We start from the raw sequence: 17,409 nt of genomic DNA on the forward strand, positions 1-17,409 counted from the left end.
CAATCCAACGCCGCCAATGCCGAGGAAACCGCCAGTGCCTCTGAAGAACTTTCCTCTCAGGCCATGGGACTCCGGGATCTGGTGGAGGAACTTTCCCGACATGTTGGCACAATGGATCAAGCATCGGCTTCGTCAACCCAGACCACACAGTCCAAAATCCATAGGAGATCAACAGCCATGGCATCCCTTCCAGCAAACGCAGGAAATACGGGAACCAACACCCGCAAGATCAGCGCCCAGAAATCGATTGCGATGCGGGATGATTTCAAGGAATTTTAGGGGGGCAGTGGCCCAATTCTGTATGCTTGAATTGATAATAATTACCCGACCAAAAAGCGTTAAACATTTTTTCTGGTTCCCTACCTCTGGTGCAAGGCTATTAAGTTAATAAATTACCTGCGAGAAAATCCCCCTTTTCAAAGGGGGCATGGGGGATTTAACGCTCTGAATAACATCCCTACCCCCCCTTAAACCAAGGGGGAATTGGTGCCGGGACCTTCAGCGTGCCTTAATTAACAGCCTTGGATGTGACGTCAGGAACCAGATTAATGTTAAAAAACTTTTGATCGGGTACTTATGGGCAGGGACCAAGGTAAAAACATTGTTTTGACACATAAAATATGGAGATTCAGGAAAGGTACAACATATGAAACCAAACAAGATCACCATAGGACAGAAAATTATCGGTAGTTTCTCGCTGGTTATGATTCTGTTGATAATCATGATAATCCTGAGTGAAACAGGACTCCATGAAGCACAAATTCTCGATGAAGAGGTGGACCATCTCACTAACATGGAACGATCCCTGACTTCAAAAATCGTGGACCACCACGTCTGGGTTGAAGCCGTATTCAAATTTATCATAGATGAACAACAGCGCACTCTCGATGTTCAGGAAGATCCCACCAGGTGTAAACTGGGGCAATGGTATTACGGACCTGAGCGACAGCTACTGGAAGAGCAATTTCCGGAAATGAAACCCTTGTTGAATAGCCTGGACAGACCCCATCAGGAATTGCACAAACACGCGACGACCATCAAACATCTGGTGGATAAACAACACCCCCTGACGGTTCAGAAAGGTGCGGATGTATTGAGTCATGATATTTTACCTGTCCTCACCGAGGTGCAATCCATCCTGAAAGAGCTACGTGATCAGGTTCATACGAATCTGGAACACACCATAGAACGCATGAATCAAGCACAATCCGGAACACTCTGGCTAACCCGCGTTACAGGAATAGCCGGTTTGATTTCAGGAATTATCGGTGGTTTGCTGTTATTCAGGAATATCAACGGTTTGCTGTTACGCTTAGTGGGCGACCTTTCTCATACAGTTGATGTTCTGGCGGCTTCTTCAGAAGAAATCGCGTCCAGTTCCCAGATGCTGTCATCCGGAGCCAGTCAGCAGGCGGCCAGTCTTGAGGAAACCTCCAGTTCCATGGAAGAAATTTCGATTCAGTCCAAGGAAAATGTGGCCAACGCTTCCTCCACCACGGAATTGATGAGGCAGGTTGTAGACATGGTTAAACAAACAGCGACGAATGCAGAAACCACAGCCATTGTGTCCAATTCCGCTAAATTGTCTGCGGAAAATGGAGTGCAGTCGATGGGTGAAATTGCCCGGGCAATGCGGGAGATTCGGGAAGGCAGTGAGAAAATCACTGACATCATTGAGGTGATCAATGAAATCACGCATCAGACCAAAATGCTGGCCACCAATGCCGCCATTGAAGCCGCCCGTGCCGGTGACCAAGGGAAAGGTTTTGCGGTAGTGGCTGACGAAGTTTCCAAACTGGCGGAAAATTCCAAAAAAGCCGCCAAAGAAATCGCGGGACTGATCCGTGAAAGTGTGCGCAAAGCCGAAGCCGGCAACGAACTGGCCCAAAAAGGTGAAGTGGCATTGCAGGAAATCCTGAAGCAATCCCGGCAGGTCTCCGATTTGATAGAAACCATTTCTTCCGCGGCCACCGAACAAAGCGGTCAGATGGTGATCGGAATGCGCTCTGTGGAAAATATCCGGGTGTCTTCCGAAGAACAGGCCAACGGGGTGGAGCAGATCAATCGCGCCCTGGTGGATCTGGACAAGGTGACACAATCCAACGCCGCCAATGCCGAGGAAACCGCCAGTGCCTCTGAAGAACTTTCCTCTCAGGCCATGGGACTCCGGGATCTGGTGGAGGAACTTTCCCGACATGTTGGCACAATGGATCAAGCATCGGCCCCTCCAGTCCGAACCCACACTCAAAACAAAATATTTAAAGGCACCTTACCAGTCGCTTCATTGCCTGCAACCACTGGCAACAAGGGACCCAATACCCGCAAAATCGGTGCCCAGCAATCTATTGCCATGCGTGATGATTTCAAGGAATTTTGAAACAGGAATTATGACAAGAACGGATGAAGGGTTGAATGATTCAGAATTTGAATTGTACCAACGGTTGATTTATGACACCTGCGGTATCAATCTGAATAACACCAAAAAACAATTGCTGGAATCACGACTCAGCAAACGCCGACAATTGCATGGAATGTCCTTTCGTCAATATCGGGAATTTCTGATGTCAGACAAATCTGGTGTGGAAATGGCTGAAATGATTGATGCCGTGACCACCAATAAAACAGATTTTTTCAGGGAAAACACCCATTTTGAGTTTTTACAAAAAGAAGTTTTTCCGGATTTGATCCGTCAATCCCAGGTGCGTTTCTGGAGTTCTGCTTGTTCCAGCGGTGAGGAACCTTACACCCTGGCCATGACCCTGATGGAGTCTCCTTTTCCTGTGAATTCTGATATCAAAATTCTGGCCACGGACATCTCCAACAAAGTTCTGGATATGGCCGAAGCCGGAGTTTATGCCGCAGATAAAATCAGTGCGGTGCCCATGGCCCTTCGCCGAAAGTATTTTTTGCAGGGAACCGGTCAATGGGAAGGCTGTTATCTGGTCAAGGATGAATTGCGTTCTTTCATCCGTTTTCGCCGCATGAATCTGATGGAACCCTTTCCCTTGAAAGCACTGTTTGATGTGATCTTCTGCCGGAATGTCATGATTTATTTTGACAAACCCACCCAGGAACGACTGATTCAGAAACTGGCCAATCAATTGCGTCCGGGCGGTTATCTGCTGATTGGTCATTCAGAAACCCTGAGCGGCATTTCCAGTTCCCTGAAATATATCCAACCCTCCATTTATCGTAAATAACCATGAGACCAGATGTTACGGGAGATAAGCCACTGCTCTATCTTTATCCGGGAGAAGTGCTGGTCACTCCTGATCCTGTGGTGATCAGCACCCTGCTGGGATCTTGCGTGGCGGTTTGCCTGTGGGATGAACAGCGTAAGATCGGCGGTATGAATCATGTCGTGTATCCCGGAACCACAGATCCCGCAAAACTCACCACCCAATACGCCAATGCGGCTACGTTTATCCTGTATGAAGAACTGCTCAAGGCCGGGGCCGGTAAAAAAAGATTGACCGCCAGAATTTTCGGCGGGGCCAACCGGCTGATTCTGGCGGATTCCCGCAGAGACTCCATTTCCGCAGGACCCCAAAATATCGAAGTCACGATCAAGGTTTTACGTAAACTCAATATTCCCCTCATCAATCAGGATACAGGTGGAAGTCGGGGACGCAAAATTCTGTTTGATGTGAGCTCAGGAAAAATATTCATGGAGTATCTGCATGGACATGAGGTGTTTCAGCAGGAAATCGAATTAACTCATGGAACCCTTGCGCCAAACGTTGAACCTAAAGCCAGTCCAGCCACAGCTTCTGTCAGTCTCAAACCAGTCCATCCTTATCATTTAATCGCGATTGGCGCGTCCACAGGGGGGCCTGACGCCCTTCTTGAAGTGCTGAAACGATTGCCAGACCATCTTCCGGGAATTGTCATGAGTCTGCACATGCCAGCCGGATTCACCAAAGAATATGCACGGAGACTGAATCAATCGAGTGCCATACAGGTCAGGGAAGCGGTCCATGGAGAATGGATTGCCCCGGGAACGGCATGGCTTGCTCCAGGAAACCGGCACTTGAGGGTTGTTCACACAGACGGTAAATACAAAATTGAGCTGGATGATGGTCCCCCTGTCAACCACCATCGTCCCTCAGTGAATGTGATGTTCGAGTCTGTGGCACAAGTAGCCAGACATCATGCCATCGGTGTGATTCTTACCGGCATGGGCAATGATGGAGCAAAGGGGTTGCTCGCCATGAAACAGGCAGGAGCCAAAACAATTGGCCAGAATGAAGCAACCTGTGTGGTGTATGGAATGCCACGCGAAGCCCATGCCTGTGGTGCCGTGGATCGGGAACTGCCGCTGGATCAGATTTCCAGTGCTATTGAGGGGCTTATGAAATGAGTAAAAATGAAAAGTACCCGACCATACTGAAAGCTGAACGCTTACAAAAATTTTGATCGGGTACTTAATTTCCTCTACATATCCATTCTGCTTATTCCCAAACGGATTTGAATCCGCTATAGGAAACAATAAAAGAATTTTTTGAACTAATGTTTTCTCGAATCCGTGTGCAATGATGGATATTATTTTCCGATTCGAACGTGTTTTCCCCTATGCTCTTCCGCCAGCGCTGACCATTCTGGGCGGGTTGTTTTTATTTTTGCTGACCATTCGTTCCGCAAAGAACAGCCCTGAAATTCGGTATTTTACGTTGCTGACGCTGATGCTGATGCTTTACAATCTGGATTTTCTGGTCAGGATTATTGTGGCACAGGAAAGGATTGTTACAGGGATTTACCGGGTGTCGTTGATGGTTCTGATGTTTTGTGTGCCCGTGGGTATAAAATTTGTGCATCAGATGGCAAACATCAACAATCGGAAGGCTCTGGAACGTTTTTGTTATTTGCTGGCAATCCTCTTTGTGCCAATCACTCAGACAGATTATTTTTTCAAGGGCATGAACGATTTTTATTTTGGGTTCATGCCGATGGGCACTATCGGTATGATCGCCTTCGCGTTTTTAAGCGGGTTTGTCACCGCTTACGGGTTGCTGGTATTGAGAACTCATTACAGGAGCATCGCGGACCCCGACCAGCAAACCAGATACCGATTTTTGTTCGCAGGATTTCCACTTGGCCTGGCCATGATCGGACTCGACATGCTGCCTTACTCGGGGATTCCGGTTTATCCCCTCAGCGCGTTTGCGTTTGTTCCCCTGGGATGGGTCGCCTATGGCATGATGTCGCATGAAATTCTTGACACCAGCCAGTCGCTCATTCGCAAGGGTCGGATGGGACGTGCCCTCACCTGGCCTTTTGTGGGACCAATCCTGATCATCGTGCTTTATCTGGGAATGACAGGCGCGGTGGATGTGGAAAATATCATTTTGTTCATAGAACGATTTTATCCGCATGGGGGAACGAGACTGCTTTCGGTGTTCATCTGCATGATTTTTGCCGCGTATTTTTTACGGCAGGCAGTTCCCCAGAAACGAACCATTTTATTTGGACTGGTGTTCCTGCTATGGGGCGTCAACAATCTGGACCATTTGTTCACTCTGCTGATTGATTCCTCACACGCAATGGTCAAAATCAACCTGTCCCGAACCAATCATTTTTTTCTGGTCTATCAACCTGCGTTGTTTCTGCATTTTATTTATCTTTATCTGGGACGCACAGAACGTAAATGGGTTTATGTCTGTTATGTCACGGGTTTGGGGTTGATGCCGCTCACTCAAACCCGGTTTTATTTTGATGACACCATTCGTCATGTTCCTTGGGGAATCATGGCACAGGGCCAGTTGTTTTACGCGATCCATCTCGTCGTCTGGTCCGCTGCTGTCTTGCATGCCACCCGGTTGATTGTGACTCAGGCACAGCGACAGCCTGAATTTATCAGGAAGACAGGACTGCTGTTGGGCGGTTTTGTTCTTCCGGGAATTTTAATCATTGGCGACGGGCTTTCATCCTTCATCAATATGCCGGTTTCTCCAGGCGACTGGTTTTTTGTGCCAGTTCTGATCATCACTTATGGCATCATGGTGCATGACCTGGTGGAAGTGAATGTTTATGCCAAAAAACGTTTCTGGGGAAGTCTGGTTCGATATCTTATTTTTCTGGGCTATCTGGGAGCACTTCCGGTTTGTCTGTGGGCGGTTAAAAACATGTCCTGGTCTGAATTGATGGCACAACTGGATCTTTATGACCTGCCAACAGCCCTGTCCTTTATCACCTGCGCGATTGGAACCTTTTTGATCATTCTTGTCGCCCAAAACCAGAAAGGCGCGATCGTTTTCAGTTTGTGCTGTTTTCTTTACAGCCTCCTGAACCTCAATCTGTTTATGGCTGGAATCATCACCGATGTCGCAGTCTTTGAACTCCTGTTGCGCTGGGGACAATTTGCCTTTGTGTTCCTGTGGGGATTGATCTTCCACACCATTTACATCATGACGCAACGCCGCAAAACATGGTGGACGGTGTATACGGTCTATGCCATGAGTGTGATTGTAGCGCCCCTGACCCTGACCGATTACTACATGACAGGTTCCTACCAATACCACTGGGGATTATATCCCAAAGGCGGTCCTGTATTTTATATCGCGTGTGCCTTATGGCTGGCGGGTTCCATCCATTCATTTTTTGTGCTTTATCAGACGTGGAAGCAAACCCGCATCCCGTTTCAGAAATACCGCATCAAGGCGTTGTTGATCTCCTTCTGTGTATTGGGACTCCTGCTGGTAGGCGACATTCCCGCGACGTTGGGCCTTGCTTTTTATCCCCTGAGCAATCTCAGTTTTATTCCGATTATACTGCTGGCTTATACCATGCTCAAACCGGTATTTCGTGAACAAATCCCGGTAGTGCGGATGTTTTTGTACTGGACAGGAATCATTACGATTCTAACAGTCGTGATTTCATTCTTTTATGACAGGGCGCAAATCAATAATCCCTGGGGGGAGATGACCCTCATCGCGGGATGTCTGATCAGTTATCCCCTGCTCAGAAAAAGCTGGAACAACATTCTGTCACTGTTCATTCCTGATAGAAAAGATGAACTTCAAAAGCAATTGTATCACCTCACCGACCAGTTATCCCAGACAGGACATCTCTCTATGGTTCATCAGGCAATTTCACAACTATTGATCACAGAGTTTTCATGCTCACGTTGTGTGGTGGTTTTTGCGGATGATGGCAGAAAGTCGTTCAAAGGTTGGGAAACCTGGAATACGCAACCGGGCCTGTTTTCTTTGGAATTATCCCATCCGAAAGGCGATCAAACCATCGTGCTGGAGTTGAATCCCGCAGAAATTCTTGGCTGTTATGCTGAAAATCATCTGGTAGCCCAGGATCGTATGGATATTATGCTGGATCGTGTTCAGGTGACAGAGAGTATTCGTAAACACCTGCTGGAACCCGAACTGACTCTCGGAATCTTTTTTGAAGATCAATTGACAGCGTTGATGCTCATTTATCATAAAGTCAGTGACATGCCGTTCAATGCCCTTGAAAAAGAATTTCTGAGTCAACTGGGATTGATTCTCGGCCCTCACATCCAGCATGCCCGATTGCTATACAGTCTGGAAACCCAGGTGCGACAGCGTACCAGTGAGCTGTCTGAGGCCAATGAGATCATCATGGGGCAAAACAAAATATTTCGTTCTCTGCTTGAATCCAGTGCGTCCATTCATAAAATTGTCCAGGTGGATGAATTTTTTGAATACACCCTCAAACACCTGAAAAGTTTATTTGAGCAAAGTGATTTCGGATTGATTCTTCATGGCGAACGTCCCGGTATCGTGGAATTCGCTTCCTTCCGTGGTCTTTCAGACAAGGAGCGAAAGCATTTGCTGTCCAATGCAGCCCGGTTGCGGAAACAGGAACTTCCCCCGGGTCTGATGTCACAATCCCCTGAAAAGAAATGGCAGTTGATGGGCTTTCAGGGACGTGAAAAACAAGTGGTTGGAACACTGATGATTCATGGACCAGAACTGGAAAAACAAGCGTCCCAGACCATCACCCTGTTCATGGAACAGGTCGCGGCTGTGGCTGAAAACAGGATGCTGACCAGAGAATTGGAAAAAATCGCCAATACGGACGGTTTGACCGGAACTTACAACCGTCTCTATTTTGACCGCGAACTACAACGAATGAAAGCACAGCATCAGCAGTTTGAAGACATCCATTTCACCACCATCATGATTGATGTGAATGGTCTCAAACGGGTGAATGATGTGTTTGGACACCAATATGGCGATACCATGATCATTCAGGTGGCTGAATTGCTCAAACAGGTCAGTCGAAAATCCGATGTGATCGTCCGACTTGGTGGTGATGAATTTGTGATATTGTGTCCCTCCTGCGGAAATGAGCAGGCAGGCTATTTGATTGAACGTATTCGGGAAAAAGAACAGCATGCCCAAATGAAATGTGTTTCAAAAGAAGGCGTTGAAGAAATGGTTCCCATTCACATGAGCATTGGCCTTGCCAGCACTGAAGAAACCTCCGCTGAAGAAGTCATGAAACTTGCGGATGAACGGATGTATCAGGACAAGGAAGCATATTATGCCCAGAAAAAACGTTATCGTTGATATCTTCCTGATTGTCAGGGTCGTTTAATTTTCCAAAAAAGGATGCGTACCTGTTTTTCTACCTGTTCAATCAGATTTTTTCCTGAGCATCCCTCCAAGTCTGTTAAGTTAAGCCCTGTGAAGGCGCTGGCACCAATTCCCCTTGGTTTAAGGGGGTTAGGGGGATGTCATTCTGAGCGTTAAATCCCCCATGCCCCCTTTGAAAAGGGGGATTTTCTCGCAGGTAATTTCTTAACTTAACAGCCTTGGAACATCCCTCAGCAGACAAATGGGTCAGGGCTGTTAATTTTCAAAAAATGGTTCCGTAGGATGGGTAGAGCGAGAGCGAAACCCATCATTTTCGACACAAGGTGGAAGCGTTGGCTTCTCAGGTGTTGGATTCATAGTTCTGTATTGGAAACATGCTTTCTCATACGTTTTGAGGCACTACGGAGTTTTTTCTCTTCCAGACGATTTTCCCTGGCTTGTTTTGTCGGTTTTGTGGGTTTACGAGGTTTCGGTCGTTCCGTAGCCCTCCGCACAAGCTTGATCAATCGATCCAGCGCGTCAGCCCTGTTTCTGTCCTGTGTTCTGAACCGTTGCGCTTCGATGATTAAAATACCTTCAGCGGTAATTTTTTTTCCTGACAACCGAATCAGCCGATCACGGACTTCATGGGGGAGGGAGGGTGAATTGAGAACATCAAACCGGAGCCTTACCGCGGTTGATACTTTGTTGACATTCTGGCCACCTGGTCCTGAAGCCCGGATGAACTCTTCATGAAGTTCATGTTCTTCAATACAAATTTGGGGGGTTATCTGAATCATCGTCTGCTATCCATTTCGTTCTGAAGAACGGCAAAAAAGTATAAGTTGTTAAAGTTTGATTGTGCCCTACTTACGATTCGCTTTCCAACACCTCTTCTTTCGGTGCGATCTGATGCAAACTACAGACTTGATCTATTGATATCTCAAACTGAGAGTTTTCTGTCAAATTAAAGATTTTTTCCCCAAAACTGTCTTTCATAATTTGCCGATTTATAGGATGTAAATTTCGAACGCAAAGGTCAGTGGTTGACAGGGAACCTGGACTCTGGATACGATTGAAATGATCGGGAACACAACAGATTGGGATGGAGCAATAGTCCTTGATGAGAAATTAAAAAACAGTGAACGCTTTCGTTTATTCTCCGTAAGAACGGCTGGAGAGCATTGATTAACTGGAACATCCGAAACGCAACAAACCATATTTTTTCTAGGGAGACCTATCCATGGATCCGTATTTGAAACCAACGATTTTTTTTGATTTTGAGAACCCGATAGTCCTTGAATTTGCTGAACAGGTTGCTGGCGGAATTCAGGATAAGGTTGACATCGCCAAAGCCTTATATCTGGCAGTGCGTGATGAAATTCAATACAATCCTTACACATTCTCTGTCATTCCGGAAACATTATCGGCCAGTCATGTCGTCAGAGAACGCAAATCGTACTGTATTCCCAAAGCTGTTCTGCTCGGTGCGCTCGCCCGTCATTTTGGCATCCCGTCGAGACTTGGGTTGGCCAATGTCCGAAACCATCTTTCCAGTCCACAATTGATCGCCTGGCTAAAAAGTGATGTTTTTGCGATGCATGGGTACATCGAATTGTTTCTGGAGGGGAAATGGGTCAAGGCAACTCCCGCGTTCAATCAATCCCTATGTCAGAAAATGGGAGTGGCGGCGCTGGAATTTGACGGACGACAGGATTCCATTTTTCAACAATTTACCAAAGAAGGCCGAAAACACATGGAATATCTTAAACTCCATGGAGAATTCGCGGATCTCCCCTATGACCTGATCTGTCGGGAACTGGCGAAGCATTACCCGCATCTCATCAACGCAGCTACAATTCGGGGAAAATCGCTGGAATCTGATCTTCAGACATCTTCATGACTGGTTCTTCAAATTCAAGAGTTGTAAGTTCTCAGTTATCAGCCTTCAGCTTTTAGTAAGTCATTAAAACTGAGAACTGAAAGCTGAGAACTTACCACTGTCGAGAACAAACAAGGACCGACTCACTCCATCATAAAAAAATAATTTCACCCTTTTTTTATTTTTAATTCGACATGATACCAACAAAAGCAAATCAGTATCTTTGGGGATTTATCAGTATTCTGGCCGTTATCGATTTAATCATCCGCAGGCAAAACCTCGTATTTTGGTCTCTGATGGAGTGGGGATTTTACCTGTTGTCGATCCTGTTTGCGGGTTGTTGCGCGCTGGTGATGCGAACCGCATTGCTTAAATGGTGTGGAAACCGGAAAAAACTGTTGATCGGCGCATTGCTTGTCCTCAATGGGATCATCGCGTTTGTTGACCTGGGAAGTTACCAGTTTTATGACATGTTTAAAAATTTTCCCAATATCACCAGCATTCGTTTTGTATTGGAAGAAACAGGGGAGTTTTTGACGTATATTGAACCAAATTTTTTAATGCTGGTGGTTTTTCCCCTCACGACCCTGGCACTGACTGGAGTTTGGCTGGTGCTTATTCGTGCTTGCTCCAATTCTGAAAAACCTGTCCGTTTCAGTAAAATTCCCATTGGGGTGTTATTGATCCTGACTCCTGTGTTTCACAACAATGTACGGTTGAGTCAGGGAAATTTTCTTCCGGGAGCCAATTTCTGGTTTTCCTTGACCATGTCCTTGAACAATATGTTTAGCAATCAGGGCAATATCCGTGTGCTTCAGGTACGTCTGATTCCCCAATTACCGCAAATTCCAGAAAGGCCCAAATTCAATGTAGTCTTTCTGTTTAATGAAAGCTTGCGCGCGCAAAGCTGTTCGCTCTATGGATATCCCAGAAAAACAACACCCAACCAGGACAAATTCCTTCTTGAAAAATATCCGGAAAATTCATTTGTTTTTGAGAGAGCCTATTCCAACAGCACCAACACACATTTATCCTATCCCGCAACTTTATCGGGAATTCATCCCGGGCAATCCCATCAAAAACTGCATGGTGTTCCATTGTTTTTTGAATACGCTAAAATGTTTCCTGACCTCAAAAGTTTCTTGATCGCCAGCCATTCCTACGACTATGGCAACTTCAAACTGTTTGTGCAGTCGCCTCATCTTGATAAGCTTTGGTTTCGCGAACTGGGAAAAAAACCCGCCTTCAACAATTTGGGCGCCGATGACCAGTTTATTCATGATGAATTTGTAAAGTTTCTGGATCAAACAGATCTCAAGGCCAATCATATTTTGGGAGTTCTCCATTTTAACGGAACCCACTATCCCTTCACTGTCCGCAAAGAATCAGAAGTCTGGAATCCATTACAATTCAATGGCAGGGAACGTACTATGACAGAGTATGATAATGCCATTCATTACGTGGATCATGTTGTCGGGCAGGTGCTGGATCAACTGGAAAAGCGGGGGATGCTGCAGAATACCATTATCATTTCCAGTGCGGATCATGGAGAAGCCATGGCTGAACATTGGGGGGAGTATGGACACTTGAAACGCTTTTATGATGAAAGTGTTCGGGTTCCGTTCTGGATCTATATCCCTGACGCATTGTTGGCTGAATATCAAAGCATTCTTTCGGTCAATCGAAATATTCCTGTCAATAATATCGATATCATTCCCTCCCTGCAGGATCTGCTGAAAATAAAAGATCGTCCGGAAATCAGTGCTTTGACGCCTGACTTGCAGGGTTTCAGTATTTTTTCACCGCTTCCGGAGGATCGCTATATTGTTCTGCAAAATTCAAATGCCTATTACACCCATCAGTTCTCAAGTCTGGGCATTGTCCATGGAGATCATAAATTTCTGTTTTATATTTCTGGAGAACACACCTCCCTTGAATATTACAACCTCCGTCTTGATCCGCTGGAGCAAAAGAATTTATGGGATCAGGCCTCTCCTGAGGAAGTCAGGAAACTGAAAGCCTTTATCAAACAGGATCGGTATCTGGAAAAATGGGCTCGCCACAGTTTTTTTCCAGACTTGTAAGGAACGTTCAAAAAATAACAATGTGCCCCACGGGACGTACACGTCTGTTAAGTTAAGCCCTGTGAAGTCACTGGCACCAATTCCCCCTTGGTTCAAGGTGGTTAGGGGGATGTAATTCCGAGCTTTAAATCCCTCATGCCCCCTTTGAAAAGGGGGATTTTCTCGAAGGTAATTTCTTAACTTAACCTTGCACGGGAGGTAGGGCACGAGCAAACGGTTACAACTTATTCTTTTGTTGTCCCTTATTTTGTTTCAGGACCAAGAGGTTTGATGGCAACGATCAACGACGGGAGCAGCGTCAAGGCGGCTATCAGGGCGACAACCATGACCAGTCCAGTCAAGGCTCCGAAATAGATGCTGGGAATGAAATTGGACAGGACCAGAATGGAAAACCCGATGATGATGGTCACAGAGGTATAATACATCGCATAGCCAATGCTTTCATGGCACCGGTGCATGGTTGCCAGGTAGTTTCCATCTTTTTTGAACTCAGACTTGAAACGATGGATGTAATGGATGGTATCATCCACAGCAATCCCTACGCTGATAGACGCGATGGTGATGGTCATCATGTCCAATGGAATACCAACCCACCCCATGAAGCCCAGAATAACTCCGATGGACAGAATATTGGGGGAAATCGCAATCACAGCCAGTTTGAAGGACTGGAACAAAATCATGAACATCACCATCAAGGACACAACCACCACCCCTAAGGTCAGAATCTGTGACGAAAACAGGCTTTGCAGCATGTTGTTGTATAACACCAACATACTTGCCATGTGGATATTTTTGTCAGAAAATCCCAGTTTTCCTGTGAGGTCATCATGGATTCTGTGCAGAAGTTCGTTCCGTCTCAGATCAGGATCAGAATCGCGAACACGGACAGAAAACCGGACTTCGTTGTGTTCCACTGAAACATAGGGACTCAACACAATTTTCCGGAATTTTTCAGGCAATTCATTGTAAATCAATGCCAGTTTGAAATTATCCAGAGGTTCGCCATCATTCAGGGTTTTACCAACTTTGAGCATGGTTCCCATCGAGAGCACCTTGCCGATTTCAGGCACACTTTCCAGATAGTCGTGAATTTTTTCCACCTGCTGCATTTTTTCCTCGGTGAACCAGTATTGCGCCTCACCTTTAGATTCTTCAAATTCAGCTTCAAATTCATCAAAATCACTCGTGTTGTCTGAGCCATCACTTGTGACAGGTTGTGTGACCGCAGGCGTTTCAACTGTTTCAAATTCAAGGACAATATCCAGTGGTGTGGTTCCACCCAACTGCTGGTCGATGACTTTCATTCCCTGATAAATTTCGGTGGTGGGTTTGAAATAATCAATGAAACTGTTTTCCACACGAAGCTTTAAGATGCCCACAATGCATACAACCAGAATCACTACGCTGGAAATCAAAATGCCGCGTCCATACTTTTCAGTCGCGTGAGCCATCCAATACGTTAAAGCCGATCCTGATTCAGCTTTTTTGTTGGTTGGGAGCTGTTTCATGGGCATGAGTATGATTGGAAACAGCACAAAGGTGAGAATGAGCGATACACTGATTCCTGTACTCATCATCCAACCAAACTGAATGATGGGTAAAATGCCACTGAGAATCAATGAAAAGAAACCTGCGACCGTGGTGATAATGGCATAAAAACAGGGTTTTACCATGGATGTCATCGTGTTTAAAACGAGTTCTTTTTCGCTTGCGCCGGGCATTTGCTGTGCGAGTTCCCGATAACGGACCATCAGATGGATGGTCAGTGACATCGTGATGATGAGCTGAATGGAAATGAAGTTGGATGAAATCACAGTGACTTCCCACCCGAAAATTCCCAGAAAACCACTTGTGGCAATCACGGAAAGCGCGCAACACAGCAACGGAATAATAATCCAGCGAATCTGCCTGAAAATAACCCACATGGTCACAATCAAAAAGAGCAGCACACCTAACCCGAAAACTTTGAGATCATCTTTCACAAACGTGATCAAATCATCAGCAATCATGCTGACTCCTCCCAGAAACAGATCGGCATTATCCTTGTATTTTTCAATGATGGCACGTACCTGAGCCACATTTTCATGTTCAATCACGCGCATCCGGTTGCGGTGTTCCTTGAAGTCCTTCTGAATATTCTGGAGTTCCGTCTGTTCCTCAGCATTGATGTTCCCATCCATTTCTTTTTGACGGAGTTCATAACGGCGGTTGACCAGGTTTCTCCAGATAGGATCATCTTTCAGATTCACCTGAAGAGCCGTTGTTTTAAAGTCGGCACTGACCAGATTTTCGCTGTAGATCGGACTTTTTAGAAATTCGGCTCTGGCGAGTTCCCTGTCAATCCATGGCGTTTCGAGAGTCGGAACCTCCTTCAGAAGTTCATTGAGGGGTTTCGGCGGACTTTCGAGTAAGGGAACATTGAGAATGGAATAAACAGACTCTACCCTGTCGAGACTGAGGAGTTCCTGTTGAAGTCGTTTGAGGTGATCGAGACTTTTATCCGTCAGCAGGTCTTCTTTGGAGGAATAGGTAACGATCAGAAAATCAGGATTATCATAGCGTGAATTGACCTGACGGGTATAACGCAAGTCCTTATCATCTTCCAGCATGAGTGTTTCAGCGGACGCATCCACATCCAGCTTTTTGGCCTCATAGCCAAGAAACCCGATCAGAACCAGCACAAGGATCAGAAAAACCACCGGATATTCAAGAATGTAACGATCATAAATTTTTTTTATCATAGGGCCTCTGTTGTGGCAATGATTGTGTAGGAGGCAAACACTGTCCGCCTCCTACAAAAATCGCACGAAGTGCGTTGAGTTCATTTTCCTTCTTCAGGGACTGCCAGATCCGCGGATGTTTTCATCCGGCCAATCAGATCATCCATAGTTTCCTGTTTCAGGACACCTTCGAACTGACTTCGATAGGTCTGGACAATACTGACACCCATCACCTCAACATCATAAATCTGCCAGGATTTATCCGTTTCAAAAAATTTGTAAATCATTTCTTTCTTATCATCTTTAGAGACCAGCAGAGTTTTGACTTCAATCCTGTTTTTTTTCACTTGATTGGCGTTTTCCACCACCACGTCTTCATCGGTGTACAGGTCCAGTTTTTCCAGATAGGAATCCTGCAGACGTTTGACAAACAGATTGGTGAATTCCTGCCGTTGTGTTTCGCTCAAACCACTCCAGTGTTTTTTGCCAAGACTGAGCATGGCCATGGTCTGAAAATCAAAAATAGTATCAATGGTTCCAAGAATTTTCTGGTTCCTGTCCGCTTTAGTGAGGGTTTTGTCTCGAAGAAAACCAATCACCATATTGATTTTTTCACGGGTAACGTTGGTCACGGCATCTGCCTCATCGGCATAAACCATTGGACTACATAACAATAACATCAGCATCGACAGAATCATTTTAACTTTCATACTCACTCCTCAATTTTTTTAGCACGATTTTGTTCATAAACTTCTCTCAGGAAGGGATACAACTCAATGGCGTCTTTTTTCAGATTTTCATACTCCCCTATGTGCAAAGAGGTTTCATTGACAATATCAAACGATCGAATTCCCAGTTGATAGGGGTAGTTCTCCACATTATCATAGGGACTTTCAGCATAACTGACCGGATCCAGATAAAAGTCCGGAAACAGGCTCAGACTGTCCCGGAGGTTGGAAGGCCCCAGGAACGGAAGCACAATATGAAAACCGCCTCCCACTCCATAATATCCGAGAGTCTGTCCAAAATCCTCTTCATGCGGTTCCAGTCCGAACCATTCCTGCGCAGGATCCCAAAATCCCAGAATCCCGATGGTGGAATTGAGTCCAAACCTGGCGAATTCTTCACCGGCATTTTGAAATTTGAGTTGCAGGGCATTGTTGACAAAGCGGAGAGGAAACAGAATGTTATGGAAAAAATGAACAATCCCCCGTCTGGCAAATTCCGGCATCACCCAGCGGTAGCCCCTCGCTACAGGGTCCAGCACCCAGGTGTAAAACCAGTCATTGAAGCCTGTCATGACACGATTGTAGCCACTCAAAGGATCAAAAACTTCAGGTTTTGCTTCTGAACCGAATTCATCGTCAAACTCATCAAAACCACCCATATCATCCATGCTGTCCTCCGCCTCAACGGCATCGGGTGCCATTGACTCCAATGAGTCGCTTTTCCCAACTGCATTTTCAAGTTCTATTGCAGGTTCAGCCGTATCTTTGAGCAGTTCACCTGTTGAGTCTGGCGGTACCTTGTCGGGGTTCCGGATGACCTCATCCTGAGCGTAAAGATGCACTGAGCCAGATATCAGACTGATTAGCCAACACAACACCACTTTTTTGAAAGTTCTCATAGTTCCTTAACTTTTAATGATCAGCTCTGGTTTGAATTGTAAGGATGGTGGGACATATTACGATTAAACTAAAAACTCATGTAACAGCTTAAAATCATAAAATCAAAACTTCTCTATCAGTTCAGGTGTAACTTTTTTGGCTATCAACGTAAGCCGATACACTTTTTTGAAAAAAGGACTTCCTTGGGATTGGCGTATCCTGGAACGAATAAAGGAATTTGGCACGTCATCCATCCGGAAAATGGCCACAGAGATCGGACTTTCTGTAGGACAGGTTCAACGAGGACAAACCGCCTTGTCCAAGAGAAATCCGTATCCGGAGTATTCTTTTTGGGCGAGTCAGGTCGGCGATGAATGGCAGGTTAAAATGCTTCTGGCGGTATTGTATGAGTTTGGAATCAAGGGGGGTCAGGGAGTGGAACGGATATCGAGTTTTCTGAAGCGAATTCATGTCGAAGAGCAGTTCGGAGTTTCCCCAACATCGTTACGTAAACTACTGAATCAGATGGAAACGCTCATGAGTGAATACCAAAAACTTCAGGAG

Annotated in this window: 12 protein-coding genes; 8 read left to right on the top strand and 4 right to left on the bottom strand. The window is 45.8% G+C overall.

Features of this window, described 5'->3' with window-relative positions; all coding sequences use genetic code 11:
• The 5 genes from HQM11_20110 to HQM11_20130 form a co-directional block, all read left to right on the top strand.
• The coding region (locus tag HQM11_20110; protein ID MBF0353342.1) for a hypothetical protein at positions 1–279 on the top strand (279 nt) is incomplete at its 5' end.
• A gap of 367 nt (positions 280–646) precedes the next feature.
• Entirely contained in the window at positions 647–2,377 is a 1,731-nt protein-coding gene (locus HQM11_20115; protein MBF0353343.1) for a CZB domain-containing protein, read from the top strand.
• A 10-nt stretch (positions 2,378–2,387) separates the two neighbouring features.
• Entirely contained in the window at positions 2,388–3,200 is an 813-nt protein-coding gene (locus HQM11_20120) for a protein-glutamate O-methyltransferase (GenBank protein MBF0353344.1), read from the top strand.
• A gap of 2 nt (positions 3,201–3,202) precedes the next feature.
• A complete protein-coding gene (locus HQM11_20125; protein MBF0353345.1) occupies positions 3,203–4,360 on the top strand; it encodes a hypothetical protein in 1,158 nt (385 codons plus the stop codon).
• Between the two features lie 172 nt (positions 4,361–4,532).
• Positions 4,533–8,546 (top strand): diguanylate cyclase, encoded by a 4,014-nt coding sequence (locus HQM11_20130; protein ID MBF0353346.1) that lies wholly within the window; start codon positions 4,533–4,535, stop codon positions 8,544–8,546.
• Between the two features lie 380 nt (positions 8,547–8,926).
• Here the strand turns inward: HQM11_20130 and arfB are convergent, their stop codons facing one another.
• Positions 8,927–9,352, bottom strand: a complete 426-nt coding sequence (arfB, locus tag HQM11_20135; protein ID MBF0353347.1) for an aminoacyl-tRNA hydrolase — start codon at positions 9,350–9,352, stop codon at positions 8,927–8,929.
• A 443-nt stretch (positions 9,353–9,795) separates the two neighbouring features.
• On the opposite strand from arfB, the gene HQM11_20140 reads away from it, so the two are divergent.
• Positions 9,796–10,455 (top strand): transglutaminase domain-containing protein, encoded by a 660-nt coding sequence (locus HQM11_20140; protein MBF0353348.1) that lies wholly within the window; start codon positions 9,796–9,798, stop codon positions 10,453–10,455.
• A gap of 173 nt (positions 10,456–10,628) precedes the next feature.
• The gene (locus HQM11_20145; protein ID MBF0353349.1) at positions 10,629–12,518 is read left to right on the top strand and encodes a sulfatase-like hydrolase/transferase; all 1,890 of its coding nucleotides are present in this window, start codon (positions 10,629–10,631) and stop codon (positions 12,516–12,518) included.
• Between the two features lie 242 nt (positions 12,519–12,760).
• On the opposite strand, the gene HQM11_20150 is transcribed toward HQM11_20145, so the two are convergent.
• The 3 genes from HQM11_20150 to HQM11_20160 form a co-directional block, all read right to left on the bottom strand.
• Positions 12,761–15,259, bottom strand: coding sequence for an RND family transporter (locus HQM11_20150; protein MBF0353350.1), 2,499 nt, complete (start codon positions 15,257–15,259; stop codon positions 12,761–12,763).
• A gap of 80 nt (positions 15,260–15,339) precedes the next feature.
• Positions 15,340–15,954: an ABC transporter substrate-binding protein gene (locus HQM11_20155; protein MBF0353351.1), complete on the bottom strand. Its 615-nt coding sequence runs from the start codon at positions 15,952–15,954 to the stop codon at positions 15,340–15,342.
• Complete coding sequence (locus HQM11_20160) at positions 15,951–16,667, bottom strand: VacJ family lipoprotein (protein ID MBF0353352.1); 717 nt, start codon at positions 16,665–16,667, stop codon at positions 15,951–15,953. Before HQM11_20160 ends, HQM11_20155 begins: the two co-directional genes overlap by 4 nt.
• A 334-nt stretch (positions 16,668–17,001) precedes the next feature.
• On the opposite strand from HQM11_20160, the gene HQM11_20165 reads away from it, so the two are divergent.
• Positions 17,002–17,409: hypothetical protein (locus HQM11_20165; protein ID MBF0353353.1), on the top strand; the 408-nt coding region annotated here is incomplete at its 3' end.

The sequence above is a fragment of the SAR324 cluster bacterium genome, assembly GCA_015232315.1.
In the GTDB taxonomy this organism is placed as follows: Bacteria; SAR324; SAR324; order SAR324; family NAC60-12; genus JADFZZ01.